Annotated in this window: 12 protein-coding genes; 6 read left to right on the forward strand and 6 right to left on the reverse strand. The window is 58.5% G+C overall.

Annotated elements, in window-relative coordinates; translation table 11 throughout:
* The first annotated feature begins 13 nt into the window (after positions 1 to 13).
* Both LJU29_RS22450 and pcsA read left to right on the forward strand, forming a co-directional pair.
* Positions 14 to 2,023 (forward strand): alkaline phosphatase D family protein, encoded by a 2,010-nt coding sequence (locus LJU29_RS22450; RefSeq protein ID WP_005758755.1) that lies wholly within the window; start codon positions 14 to 16, stop codon positions 2,021 to 2,023.
* 87 nt (positions 2,024 to 2,110) lie between these two features.
* The gene (gene pcsA / locus LJU29_RS22455) at positions 2,111 to 2,830 is read left to right on the forward strand and encodes a phosphatidylcholine synthase (RefSeq protein ID WP_002552093.1); all 720 of its coding nucleotides are present in this window, start codon (positions 2,111 to 2,113) and stop codon (positions 2,828 to 2,830) included.
* Between the two features lie 66 nt (positions 2,831 to 2,896).
* On the opposite strand, the gene LJU29_RS22460 is transcribed toward pcsA, so the two are convergent.
* The 3 genes from LJU29_RS22460 to LJU29_RS22470 form a co-directional block, all read right to left on the reverse strand.
* Positions 2,897 to 4,105, reverse strand: a complete 1,209-nt coding sequence (locus tag LJU29_RS22460) for a sugar transporter (RefSeq protein WP_029240860.1) — start codon at positions 4,103 to 4,105, stop codon at positions 2,897 to 2,899.
* 270 nt (positions 4,106 to 4,375) lie between these two features.
* Positions 4,376 to 4,810: a thiol-disulfide oxidoreductase DCC family protein gene (locus tag LJU29_RS22465; protein ID WP_002552091.1), complete on the reverse strand. Its 435-nt coding sequence runs from the start codon at positions 4,808 to 4,810 to the stop codon at positions 4,376 to 4,378.
* A gap of 108 nt (positions 4,811 to 4,918) precedes the next feature.
* On the reverse strand, positions 4,919 to 5,263 hold the full coding sequence (locus tag LJU29_RS22470) for a zinc ribbon domain-containing protein YjdM (protein ID WP_257112850.1): 345 nt from the start codon (positions 5,261 to 5,263) through the stop codon (positions 4,919 to 4,921).
* Positions 5,264 to 5,530: 267 nt separating this feature from the next.
* Here LJU29_RS22470 and LJU29_RS22475 point away from each other — a divergent pair, with 267 nt between their 5' ends.
* The 3 genes from LJU29_RS22475 to LJU29_RS29945 all read left to right on the forward strand — a co-directional run bounded on the left by LJU29_RS22475 (position 5,531) and on the right by LJU29_RS29945 (position 10,061).
* Entirely contained in the window at positions 5,531 to 7,552 is a 2,022-nt protein-coding gene (locus LJU29_RS22475) for an acyltransferase family protein (protein WP_122322816.1), read from the forward strand.
* 65 nt (positions 7,553 to 7,617) lie between these two features.
* Entirely contained in the window at positions 7,618 to 8,277 is a 660-nt protein-coding gene (locus LJU29_RS22480; RefSeq protein ID WP_029240861.1) for an HD domain-containing protein, read from the forward strand.
* Between the two features lie 119 nt (positions 8,278 to 8,396).
* Complete coding sequence (locus LJU29_RS29945) at positions 8,397 to 10,061, forward strand: methyl-accepting chemotaxis protein (RefSeq protein ID WP_257111215.1); 1,665 nt, start codon at positions 8,397 to 8,399, stop codon at positions 10,059 to 10,061.
* A gap of 71 nt (positions 10,062 to 10,132) precedes the next feature.
* Here the strand turns inward: LJU29_RS29945 and can are convergent, their stop codons facing one another.
* Complete coding sequence (can, locus tag LJU29_RS22490) at positions 10,133 to 10,771, reverse strand: carbonate dehydratase (RefSeq protein ID WP_002552086.1); 639 nt, start codon at positions 10,769 to 10,771, stop codon at positions 10,133 to 10,135.
* Between the two features lie 170 nt (positions 10,772 to 10,941).
* Here can and LJU29_RS22495 point away from each other — a divergent pair, with 170 nt between their 5' ends.
* Complete coding sequence (locus LJU29_RS22495) at positions 10,942 to 11,349, forward strand: serine kinase/phosphatase (RefSeq protein ID WP_122322818.1); 408 nt, start codon at positions 10,942 to 10,944, stop codon at positions 11,347 to 11,349.
* A gap of 9 nt (positions 11,350 to 11,358) precedes the next feature.
* On the opposite strand, the gene rimI is transcribed toward LJU29_RS22495, so the two are convergent.
* Positions 11,359 to 11,811, reverse strand: a complete 453-nt coding sequence (gene rimI, locus LJU29_RS22500) for a ribosomal protein S18-alanine N-acetyltransferase (RefSeq protein ID WP_002552084.1) — start codon at positions 11,809 to 11,811, stop codon at positions 11,359 to 11,361.
* Positions 11,804 to 12,607, reverse strand: a complete 804-nt coding sequence (locus LJU29_RS22505; RefSeq protein ID WP_002552083.1) for a hypothetical protein — start codon at positions 12,605 to 12,607, stop codon at positions 11,804 to 11,806. The genes rimI and LJU29_RS22505 overlap by 8 nt, the downstream gene beginning before the upstream one ends.
* Between the last annotated feature and the right edge of the window lie 11 nt (positions 12,608 to 12,618).

Consider the following 12,618-nt stretch of genomic DNA (forward strand, 5'->3'; position numbering starts at 1 on the left):
GCCATGAATCAGGATGCCGTCTTCGCCCGCCGAAAAACGTCCGTTACCATCCATTCTTGTCGGCCCGCTGTTACGCCGCCAGGAAGCCGGCCGCCTGGTACTGTGGCTGGTGGGCTCGCGCCCGCTCAAGCTGATACTGCGTCTGCGTCATGGCGTTGAGAATGCAGCAGATGACTTCAACGACCATTCACTGACCGATCAGCAATGCCAGATCGTCGCGGTAGGTCGCCACGCATTCATTCACCTGATCGACCTGCAACTGGAGGCAGAACTGCCCCTGGACACCAGGATCGATTACGACCTTTTGGTAGATGGCCAACCGGGCGGTATCGCCGAGTGGGCGCCGCACCTGCTGTACGACGGTGCCCGTTATCCGAATTTCGTGGTGCGCAGCAGCATTGATCAGCTCTTGCATGGCTCGTGTCGCAAGCCACATCACAGCGCGGCCGAGGGTCTGCTCTGCGTGGATCGCCTGTTGGCCGACAACCAGGACCCGTTGCAACGCCCTGCGCTGTTGATGATGAGCGGCGATCAGATCTACGCCGACGATGTCGCCGGGCCGATGCTGCGCGCCATTCATGTGCTGATCGAACGGCTGGGGTTGTTCGATGAGCAACTCGACGGTGCTGTTGTCGACGACAGCACCAGCCTTTATGCGCACCCGGCCAGCTATTACCAGCGTGCCGACCTGCTACCCGCCCTGAAAAGCAACGACACGCTGCGTGAGCGGTTCTTTGGTGGCACCAGCAAGCCGGTATTTACCAGCAGCACTGCGGATAACCATTTGGTCACTCTGGCGGAAGTGGTGGCGATGTACCTGCTGGTCTGGTCACCCACGCCCTGGACCCTGATCGAGCCAGGCAAGCCGCATCTGGAAGCCGACGAAGTCGAGCGTTATGCCAGAGAGCAGCAACTGGTCGAGGATTTCACTGCGGGGCTTGAGGGCGTGGCGCGTGCGATGGCTCACCTGCCGTGCATGATGATTTTTGACGACCATGACATCACCGATGACTGGAACCTGTCGGCAAACTGGGAAGAAACCGCGTACGGCCATCCCTTCTCGAAACGCATCATCGGCAATGCCCTGCTCGCCTATCTGCTCTGCCAGGGCTGGGGTAACAATCCCGACGCACTCAACGACCTGGTCCGGCAGGTACATGAATTGAGTGCAGCGGCTGTGCGCAAGGATAACTGGCTGGACAGCACGGCCCAGGACGCGCTGATCGATCAGTTGCTGAAGTTTCAACAGTGGCATTACGTTCTGCCGACCAGCCCGGCGCTGGTGGTACTGGATACGCGCACCCGGCGCTGGCGCAGCGAATCGAATTTCAATCACCCGTCCGGCCTGCTGGACTGGGAAGCACTCAGTGAACTGCAACAGGAACTGATCGACCATAAATCGGCGATTATCGTGTCACCTGCCCCCGTGTTCGGCGTCAAGTTGATTGAGGCGATACAGCGTGTCTTCAGTTGGTGCGGCTACCCGTTGCTGGTCGATGCGGAAAACTGGATGGCGCATCGTGGCGCAGCCAACGTCATTCTGAACATCTTTCGCCATTCCAGAACCCCGGGCAACTACGTGATCCTGTCGGGTGATGTGCATTACTCGTTCGTCTACGAAATCCTGATCCGGCAGCGCAGTGGCGGGCCTCACATCTGGCAAATCACCAGCAGTGGCATCAAGAATGAATTCCCCCGTCGTCTGCTGGACACTTTTGATCGGCTGAATCGCTGGTTATACTCTCCCCGCTCACCTCTTAACTGGTTCACCAAGCGCCGCCTGATGAAGGTTGTTCCGCGCACGCCCGAGCACAGCAAGGCCGGTGAACGCTTATGGAACTCGGCAGGTGTCGGTCAGGTAATGTTCAATGAACAGGGCCAGCCGACCCTGATCAACCAACTCAATGCCAACGGTGACGCGCCTACCTGTTTCGTCGAACCGCAAGATTCCAGAGACGAGCGGTCTGACACAGATCGTGGTTTTCTGGAAAGTAACCGGGAAACAAGGGATAGTCACCGCTAAACTTATCGGCAATTGCCGGGTCGATAGTTGCTACCGGTCAGGTTTGCGGCACACCCTGGCAAGCACTATTTCCTGGAGAGCGCCCCCGTGATAACCAATCAACGCATAGCCAGACTCAACGCCTGGGGCGCGCATGGCTTCACCGCCACCGGCGTCGTCCTTGCGTTCCTGGCTACCATTGCCTTGTTCAACAACGAACCCAAAGCCTGCCTGCTGTGGCTGGGCGCTGCCCTGATCGTGGATGGCGTAGACGGCTCACTGGCTCGCAAGGTCAATACCACATCGGTACTGCCGCACTTCGATGGCTCGGTGCTGGACCTGGTCATCGACTACCTGACCTACGTGTTCATTCCGGCACTGTTCATCTATCGCTACATACCAGTGCCGGATTACACGTTGCTGCTCAGCGTATCGGTGATTCTGGTGTCGTCGCTGTTCTGCTTCTGCAACGTCGACATGAAAAGCAAGGACAACTACTTTCAGGGCTTTCCCGCGGCATGGAACGTAGTTGCCCTGTGCCTTTACATTCTGTCGCCCGCGCCGTGGCTGACGTTTATCACCATCATCGCCCTGGCATTGCTGACCCTGACGCGCATGAAGTTTCTGCACCCGTTCCGTGTGCGTCGCTTCATGCCGATCAACATCGCAGTCACCACCGTGTGGTTGTTGTCCAGCGCGCTGCTGATCATCAACCACCCGCACAACGGTCCTGTGGTCATGGGGCTGTGGCTGGCGATGTCGGCGTATTTTCTCGGAATTTGTGTCTGGAGAACGTCGCTGGAGTGGCTGGGCCGGCTTAAAGCCTGACGCCGAGGCCAGAACAAAAAGCTCGCTGATCGCATTGCGCGGTCAGCGAGCTTTTTTATGCGCGCCCTATTTGCTCTCGGCCTGCACCTCGGCAGCAGGCGGGATTTTGCCGAAGTAATGCGTCGTAAAGCAGCACAACCCCAACCCGCCCAAGGCCAGCAGGCCGCCGACAATACCGACATTGGCAACCCCGAGATGGCTGCTGACCACGCTGCCGAGCAGTGCACCGCCACCAATACCGATATTGAAGATGCCCGAGAACAGCGCCATCGCCACGTCGGTCGCATCCGGTGCCAGCGAGAGCACACGCGCTTGCAAGGTCAGCCCGAAGCACATGATTGCCATGCCCCAGATAATGGTCAGCGTGCCGAGCGCTGTCGCATCGCCGGAGAGTGGCAATAGCATGAGCAGGCAAACGGTCAGCGTGCCAATGGCGGTGATCAATAGCCCGTTAGGGAAGCGGTCGCTGAACAGGCTGAAGATGATCGAGCCCATGATTCCTGCACCGCCAAAGACCAGCAGCAGAATCGTGGTCATTTCGCCGCTGAGTCGGGACACAGTCTGGGTGAACGGCTCGATATAGCTGTAGGCGGTGAAATGAGCGGTCACCACAATCGCGGTCAGCAGGTAGATCGCCATTAACCGTGGGCGTTTGAACAGGATCGGCAGGCTGCGCAACGAGCCGGAGTTCTGGCTGGGCAGCAAAGGCAGCGCGCGAGCCAACAGGAAGACTACCAGCGCAGCGATACCGGCGATGCCCAGAAAGGTAGTCCGCCAGCCCAGGGCTTCACCCAGCACGCGGCCCAGCGGAATACCCAGCACCATCGCCAGCGATGTACCGGTCGCCAGCAGGCCAAGCGCCTGAACCTGCTTGCCGGGCGGTGCGATGCGCACGGCCAGCGACGCCGTGACCGACCAGAACACCGCATGTGCAAAGGCGATACCGACCCGACTCACCAGCAGGATTGCAAAGCTGGGGGAGATTGCGGAGAGTACATGGCTGACCACAAACAGGCCGAACACGAACATCAGCAACTTGCGGCGCTCGATGTTGCGCGTCGCCAGCATCATCGGCAACGACATCAGCGACACGACCCAGGCATAGATCGTGAGCATCAGCCCGACCTGGGCCGGGGTCATCTCGAAGCTCTGGCCGATGTTACTCAGCAGACCGATCGGCACGAACTCGGTGGTATTGAAAATGAAGGCCGCCAAGGCCAGCGCGAATACGCCAAGCCAGCTACCTGCTTGCTCGTTTGGAGGTGAAGTTATCAAGAATCGCAACGCCCTGAAAATGTTCCGACCCGAAGGCCGATCGCCACGCATGAACACGCACGCCTGACACCTGTATGGAAAACCGCGGCTCGCCCCCCACTGAAAAACCAACGCAAAAACGCTCCGCTCGACCTTCTGAATCGGGCGCAGTGTGCAAAGTGGATTATTGTGGATATGGGGAGTGAAGCCAGATGACACGAATTCTACGGACCGCCAGAGTGGATCACAACCCGTACAGTCATGACAGACTTTACAAATGACCGCCGGTCGTCAGCCGTCAAGGAAGCGCTGGCGGTTCTCGGGCGACGGCAACAGACAGTGATCATAGCGCCCGAACAGGCGATATCGGTTGAGCGCGATACGGTTGTAGGCCCAGTCCCTTAGAAAGCGTGGAAAAATACCCAGCACTTTCAGCAGCGGCCAAGGCGCAGGCAGCAGCCCCATGATGTGCAGAAAGGCATCCGAGCGTACGAACACCCGATTGTTGACGATGACTGCGATGGTATGAAAATCGTCGAGCGGCAGCCCGGCCCACTTCAGCAATGCCTGCCCTTGCTCCGACTGTACGGCGGCCAAGCGCAGACGCTGGTGCGGATCATGACGAATCAGAAACTTCACCACACCATTGCACAGTTTGCAGACGCCATCGAACAGCACGACACATTCATCGGGTTTCAGATACGGGGCGGGGGTAGTCGTCGGCACGGTATTCACCTGTTCAGGAAAAACAGCCCTGGCGCGCCCGGAAACATGAACGCCCCGCCAGTCGAAGGACCGGCGAGGCGTTCAGGCTAAAGCCATTGCCCGACAGAATCAAACCTTGCGGACGAACTCCGACTTCAGCTTCATTGCGCCGATGCCGTCGATCTTGCAATCGATATCGTGGTCGCCATCGACCAGACGGATGTTCTTGACCTTGGTACCGACCTTGACCACCAGCGAAGAGTCTTTGACCTTCAGGTCCTTGATCACGGTAATGGTATCGCCGTCCTGCAGCACATTTCCCGTGGAGTCCTTGATGACTTTCACGTCGTCGGCTGCATCGGTGCCAGCAGCGTCTGCAGACCATTCATGGGCGCATTCCGGGCAGATCAGCAGGCTGCCGTCTTCGTAGGTGTATTCGGAATTGCATTTCGGGCAGGACGGTAAGCTCACAATGGTTCTCGCATCGAGGGGTAAAAACCATGAATTATAAAGGGCTTTTACACTTTCAGGTTGGAAGACGCTGATCCGCTGGTGCAAACCTGTCGATATAAACCGGATTCAGCCATTGGACAGAAGCGAATACCTGAACTAAAAAATACACCACTCTCTCCTGCGATTCCCTTCTGATCCTTCATTCCCAACGCCTGCGCCCTGCGTTGGCGGTAGCTATTGCAGCGCGCATTTACCGCCTTTCACCACTTCCTGTATCGAGCACACTTCATGGGCATTCCTCATAACCCGGCGCTCGGCTATCGACCCGAAATCGATGGCCTGCGCGCGCTCGCGGTGATCCCGGTCATCCTGTATCACGCGGGTTTGCCGTTATTCAGCGGTGGATTCGTGGGGGTCGACATCTTTTTTGTGATCTCTGGCTATCTGATCACCTCGATCATTCTTGCGCAGATGCTCAACGGCAGATTCTCGCTGATCGATTTCTACGAACGGCGCGCCCGACGCATTCTGCCGGCGCTGTTCGTGATGATGCTGGTCTGCCTGCCTGTCGCGTGGTTGACGCTCGACCCGTCTGACCTGAAATACTTCGCCAAGAGCCTGATGGCGGTGCCGACCTTCTCATCCAACCTACTGTTCTGGCTGGAAAGCGGCTATTTCGACGCAACCGCTGAACTCAAACCCTTGCTGCACACCTGGACGCTCGCGGTAGAGGAGCAGTACTACCTGTTTTTCCCACCGCTACTGATGCTGGCCTGGAGCATGGGTCGCAAGTGGCTGATTGTGCTGCTGATCGCAGCTGCCCTGGCAAGCCTGACGCTGGCGGAGCTGGGGGCGCGTCATAACGCCAGTAACGCTTTTTATCTGCTGCCTGCACGCGCCTGGGAATTGCTGACGGGCTCGTTCATCGCCTTCTACTTTGTCTGGCGCCCGCGTAGCGTTGATAGCGCCAGCCATCTCGATCAGGCGGCGACGCTGCTGGGGATTTTGCTGATTGGTTATGCCGTGGTTTGTTTCGACAGCAGTACACCCTTCCCTGGCCTCAACGCGCTGCTGCCTGTGCTGGGTGCGGCATTGATCATTGTCTTCGGCAATGGCCAGACCTGGGTCGGCAACGCGCTGAGTTCACGGGTAACGGTCCTGATCGGCATGATCAGTTACAGCGCCTATTTGTGGCATCAGCCCGTCTTTGCCTTCGCTCGTCAGCGCAGCCTGATTGAGCCAGGCCTGCCGTTGATGCTGGCGTTGACCGTGCTCTCGCTGCTGCTGGCCTGGCTGAGCTGGCGCTTCGTCGAGCAGCCCTTTCGCAAGGCCGGTGCATTCAACCGCCGTCAGCTCTTCGCCTCGGCAGGCGTTGCTTCCACGCTATTTGTCGTGCTGGGGCTGGTCGGCTATCTCAATAACGGCTTTAGCCAGCGCTTCGCTGTCGATCCGGCGATGCATCAGGCATTTGTCGACCCGCAGATACGCGAAAAATGCGACCGGAACCTTGATAGCCAAGGCTGGAATGTCGATTTTTGCCTGTTTGGTCTTGCCGACAGCAACGTCGTACCGGAGATGGCTCTGTTTGGTGACAGCCACTCAGAGGCCCTGTTATCGACGTTTGACGCTGTCGCGCGGGATCTGGGCAGAACCGTCGCGCACATAGGTCTGGGCGGTTGCCTGCCCTTGCTCGGCGTGGACACCGCCAAGGGTAACTACCCTGCCGGGGTATGCGAGGCGCTGGCCAATCGCGAGTTTGAATACGTGAAGCAGCGGCAGATCAAAAAAGTCGTGCTGGTGTCACGCTGGACGCTGTACACCGGCGGCAATTACGGCGAGCGGAAGATGAGCAAGTATTTCCTGACCTCCCGCACCCACCCGGAAAAAAACCGGAAAAACTCGCGAGCAGTGTTCAGGCAGGCATTTGAAACCACGATAAAGGCCTACCGCGATATCGGCACCGAGGTATTCATCGTCGCGCAGGTGCCGCAGCAATTGATCAATCCCGAGAGCCTCTACTACCGCCTGGCCCGTGATGCCTGGGACAGTGATGCACAAAAACTGCAGTGGGTCAGTGAACTGTCGGTGCCAGTCGAAAAACATGCTCTGTTGCAACGCTTCACTCGCGAACTGTTCCTGCACGCCAGCCAGGCGAAGCAGATCAGGTTGATCACCCTGGATGAAGCCTTTTGTAAGGACAAGCAATGCCTGATTGGCGATATGAACTCGTACTACAAGGATTTCAACCACCTCAACGCCCGGGGTGCGGGGCTGCTTGCCGGCCAGATCAGCCATATTCTTGACCAGTGACAGGGTTTTATCAGGCGGCATTGTCTGTAATGCTGATGCCTGACCAGACGCCCGAGGACCACCGCATGACCGCCGCCAGCTTCGCCCCGTTTCAGGATCTGGCCAGCCTGCTGATCCCGCATACTCATGCAGAGAAAATCGATGGCGCGCACGACGTCTCGCACTTGCTGCGCGTCTGGAAAAACGTCTGCGCCATCCGTGACCGGGAAGGCGGCGATGCCCGTGTACTGATCGCCGCCACGCTGTTACACGACTGTGTTTCGGTCGAGAAAGACTCACCGTTTCGCTCCAGTGCTTCGCGACTGGCGGCAGCACGGGCCCGCGAATTGCTTACCGAGATGGGCTGGGACGAAGAAAGTATCGCTGCGGTTGCCCATGCTATCGAAGCGCACAGTTTCTCGGCGGCGATAACCCCGCTGACACTGGAAGCCCGAATTCTGCAGGACGCCGACCGTCTGGATTCTCTGGGCATGATCGGCGTGGCTCGAACCTTTTACGTATCAGGGCGGATGGGCAGACAGCTTTACGAACCGAACGACCCGCATGCCAGCCAGCGCCCGTATGACGACAGGAACTTCGCCGCCGACCATTTTCATACCAAGCTGCTGCACCTCGCCGACAGCTTTCAAACCGACACCGGGACACAGATGGCGAAGATCAGGCACGACCGGCTGAAGCGTTTTCTGAATGAACTGATGGAGGAAATCGGCGCGCCTCAGCCATGATGGGTTACCTGTTTCCGATATAAACATCAGATGTCATAAAGACATCACACAACTGCCCTATAAACGGCTCTCCGAGAAGGTCTGCGTGTTTATAGGGGTTGTGTGCCGTGAAAAGATTTATGCCTCGTTTCCTGCATCGGCAATCCACAACGCCAACACTATTGCGCCGCTTCAGGATTACCCTGCGCCTGGTGATCTGTTTCGGCATCACATCCCTGCTGATGGTCGCGCTGGGGGCCTTCTGCCTGCTGCAGATGCAGGAGATCCGCAATCAGGGCGAAGCTGTCGAGAGCGGCGCGCTGCCCAGTATCGCCATGGCCGATGCCATCGCCATCGGCCTGGTCAAACTGCGCAGCGAGACCACCCGGCTGATCGCCAACGCCGACGATCCGGGTGCGGTCATCAACAGCAAGATCAATGTCGAACAGCTCAAGAACGAAGTCGAGAAAGGTTTCTCGGAATACCTTGCGCGTGTTCAATCGGGCACTGAGCATGACTCTATCGTCGCGTTGCAGGATGCCTATAAGGCGTTCATGCCCGGCTTGCAGAATCAGATCACGCTGATCGAGCAGAACAAGCTGGATGAGGCCCGAATGCTGGCCAATACCATGCTCGCGCTGCAAGGCGACCTGATGGATATGCAGGTGCAGTTGCTGCGCGAGCTGAACAAACAGAGCGCTGCCGCCGCCGTAGAGTCAGCAGGCACCCGTTACGAGCAGGCGAGAATCATTGCGCTGAGCGCCATCGCCGTCGTATTGGCTCTGACCCTGCTGCTGGCCTGGCGTCTGAGCGTCAGCATCATTCACCCGGTCCGCCAGGCTTTGCACATTGCCAGCACCATCGCCGATGGTGATCTGACAGAGCACCGGATACCGGATGGCAAGGACGAGACCGCGCAGTTGCTGATCACCCTGGGGCTCATGCGCACCAACCTGCACGGCACGATTGATCAGATCTACGCAGCGGCGACGCAGCTGTCGCAGTCGGTTCAGGAGATGGGCACCATTGCCGAAGCCAGTGCGCTCAATCTGCAATTGCAGAACAACGAAATCGAGCAGGCCGCAGTCGCCGTCAACCAGATGAGTCAGGCGGCCATCGAAGTATCAGGCAACGCCAGCAGCACCGTGACCGAATCACAGGCGTCGACCCAGGCGGCAGCGCAAGGACAGGAAAAACTGTCGGCGACGATTCTTTCGATCAAGCAACTGACTGAAAACGTGCTGGACTCCTCGCATCAGGCTGAAGGACTGGCCGAGCGCACACAGAGCATCAGCAGCATCCTCGATGTGATTCGCGCGATCGCCAACCAGACCAACCTGCTGGCCCTGAACGCCGCCATTGAGGCAGCCAGGGCGGGCGAAGCCGGGCGCGGATTTGCCGTGGTAGCTGACGAGGTTCGTTCACTGGCGCAACGCACCAGCGCCTCGACCTCAGAAATCGAAGGGCTGATCAGCGGTGTGCAGCAAAGCACTCAGCAAACGGCAAGCTCGTTGCGCAACACGGCAACGCAAGCCAGCCTGACGCTTGAGCAAGCTGCATCGACTGGCGAAGCATTGACCGTGATCATCCATTCAACGGCCACCATCAACGACCGCAACCTGCTGATTGCCAGTGCCGCAGAACAGCAAGCCCAGGTCGCGACTGAAGTAGACAGCAACCTGAGCAGTATCCGCGACCTGTCGAGCCAGACAGCGTCAGGCGCGCAGCAGACCACCGTGGCGAGCAATTCGCTGTCGATGCTGGCGGCTGATCTGAACCTGATGGTGCAGCGCTTCGTGCTGTGATGACCTGCCTGTCGCCAACCAGCCGTCGCAAAAACAGACTGGCTGGCGATGCTCCAGCCTGAGGGCGGCTGTCAGTCCTGCGGACGCAGACGGTACTGCGGCGGCAACTGCTCGAAGCCGCTGATGGTTACGTCGAGGCTCTTCCAGCGACCGTCCTTGATGCCGTAGATGCAGCCATGCACAGACAGGCTCTGCCCACGGTGCCAGGCGTTCTGCACAATGCTGGTGTGACCGACGTTGGCCACTTGCTGAATCACGTTCAGCTCGCACAGACGGTCGACACGTTCTTCCTCGGTCGGCAGCTTGGCCAGCACTTCACGGTTTTCGTAATACAAATCACGAATCGTGCGCAGCCAGCCGTCGATCAGGCCGAACTGGCGGTCCTGCATGGACGCGCGTACACCGCCGCAACCATAGTGGCCCGTCACCAGAATGTGTTTGACCTTCAACACGTCCACTGCGTACTGGATCACCGACAGGCAGTTGAGGTCGGTGTGCAACACAACGTTGGCCACGTTGCGATGGACGAACAGATCGCCGGGCAGCATGCCGACGATCTCGTTGGCCGGGACACGTGCATCCGAACAACCGATCCACAGGAACTCAGGTGTTTGCTGGCGGGCCAGCTTGGCGAAAAACTCTGGGTCTTCCTGCTTTATCGCATCAGCCCAGCGTGCATTGTTATCAATCAGGTCTTGTAGCTCGTTCATGCTTTGACGCCTCGATAATGATGCCCAGCCTTGGACTGGAGTCGAATCCTTCAAGTCACGCCTATTTGCCACTACTGACAAAATTCACCAAAGCTCGTCGGTCAACAAAAAGGAATCTTCAAAGTCATGGCCGGTCCATTTTTTACGACCACCTGAAATGAGGATTTCCCATGAACGATTCACGCCGTCCGTTCGGTGCTACCGAACCGGAACCCATCGACGATAACGAAGACCGTATGGGCTCCATGAAAACACTCGACTTCGACGAAGAAGATCCTGCCCGTATCGGTGATCTTATTCCTGAAGACGAACTGCAACATGAAATTCCGGATCAGCGTGTGCGTGAGGCAGGCCTGACCGGTGCCTCGACTGACGATCACCATTCGACCGATGACGATCTGTCTCCGGAAACCCTGATCCGCGAAGACGGTGCCCGTTCACCGAATGAGCAGGGCGAAGACGATCCTGCCGACCTGGACCTGACGGTAGTCGATAAAGATGACATCGGTGGTGGCAACGGTCTGGACGAGGAGGAACTGGCAATCATCGACCCGCTGGACGGTAACACCCAGCGCTGACCGCCAGCACTATTCGAAAAGCGTACAGGCCATGACCACAGCGTCTTCGCGGCCGCCGACCGCCGGGTAGTAATCGCGACGCCGGCCTATCTCGTTGAAACCGTAGTTTTCATACAGACGATAGGCTGGACGATTACTGTCACGCAGCTCCAGAAAGCATTCCCGAGCGTTTAGCTGATAAGCACGCTTCATCAGATGATCCAGCAGCAGCAAGCCAAGACCACGGCCCTGATTTTCAGGTTTGACGGTGATATTGAGCAGATGCGCTTCATCGATGATGACCTGAATCACACCGTGCCCGACCTGCTGCGCCCCTTCGAACATCAGCCAGATCTCGTAGGACTTGAGGCCATCGAGAAAGATGCCGCGTGTCCAGGGATGGCTGAACGCTGCGTATTCGATTTTTAGCACCGCATCCATATCGGCTTCGGTCATGGGGCGGAAGGTTACGGCATCACTCATCGATCGATTTCCAGCGCGTCATCAGCCGACGCATGGCTTTCCAGACATCGGCCTTGCGCTCAGGCTCGTCCATCATTAATTCAAGACCCGGCAACGCCCAGGCAGTACCCAGACCTTCGATCTGCAATTCGCGGTTATAGGATTCGGCGTCGGCTTCACCGGCGAACTTCATCGACGGCAAACCGATCAGCCACAGGCACGCACAGGGTTCGTCCTCAAGCCGGGCACCGACAAAGCCTTGCACGAAGTCGCGCGCCGCTTCCGGGCCCTGATCCATCTGACCACGCACCAACAACGGCCAGCGCACCGGTTCGCCGATAATCTGCGGGCTGTCGGGCAGACCGGCAGCGCGCAGCATGTCCTTGAGCAGCAGGTAGGACGGATCGCGGCTCTGAAACGGCTGGCCGGTAGTCAGTTCTACCAGCAGCAGGCAACGGCCGGCACGCAGTAATTGCAGGGCAAAACGCGGTGGCGGCACGACCGGAGCCTTTGGCTGCGCAGGCGCTACCTCTTCGACCGCGGCAACTGTGCGCGTGCTGGCCAGTGACGGACGCGGCACCTCGACCTTCGGGCGCTCGGGCTGCCGGGCGATCGGCACCACGTTCGCGGCTTCGACCGGCGCAGCGTGCGCAGATGGCGCGGCAGCAGGCGCAATGTTCTGCACCTCGACCGGCGGCGGTAACGGCGCAAGCAGCTCCGGACGCGAGGGCGCAGCGAATGGCAGTTCTGTGCGCGGCAGCCAGTTGACCACCTGCATGGCGGTCAAATAAGCGCGGCGACGGGACTCGTTGAGCAAGGGTCAGCCAC

This window comes from Pseudomonas ficuserectae (assembly GCF_024584585.1).
GTDB classification, from domain to species: Bacteria; Pseudomonadota; Gammaproteobacteria; order Pseudomonadales; family Pseudomonadaceae; genus Aquipseudomonas; species Aquipseudomonas amygdali.

Excerpts from the sequence above, each read along its gene's own strand:
- LJU29_RS22450 (WP_005758755.1), top strand. The coding sequence starts at position 14 with ATGCCGTCTTCGCCCGCCGAAAAACGTCCGTTACCATCCATTCTTGTC.
- LJU29_RS22475 (WP_122322816.1), top strand. The coding sequence starts at position 5,531 with ATGGGCATTCCTCATAACCCGGCGCTCGGCTATCGACCCGAAATCGAT.
- LJU29_RS22480 (WP_029240861.1), top strand. The coding sequence starts at position 7,618 with ATGACCGCCGCCAGCTTCGCCCCGTTTCAGGATCTGGCCAGCCTGCTG.
- LJU29_RS29945 (WP_257111215.1), top strand. The coding sequence starts at position 8,397 with ATGCCTCGTTTCCTGCATCGGCAATCCACAACGCCAACACTATTGCGC.
- can (WP_002552086.1), bottom strand. The coding sequence starts at position 10,771 with ATGAACGAGCTACAAGACCTGATTGATAACAATGCACGCTGGGCTGAT.
- LJU29_RS22495 (WP_122322818.1), top strand. The coding sequence starts at position 10,942 with ATGAACGATTCACGCCGTCCGTTCGGTGCTACCGAACCGGAACCCATC.
- rimI (WP_002552084.1), bottom strand. The coding sequence starts at position 11,811 with ATGAGTGATGCCGTAACCTTCCGCCCCATGACCGAAGCCGATATGGAT.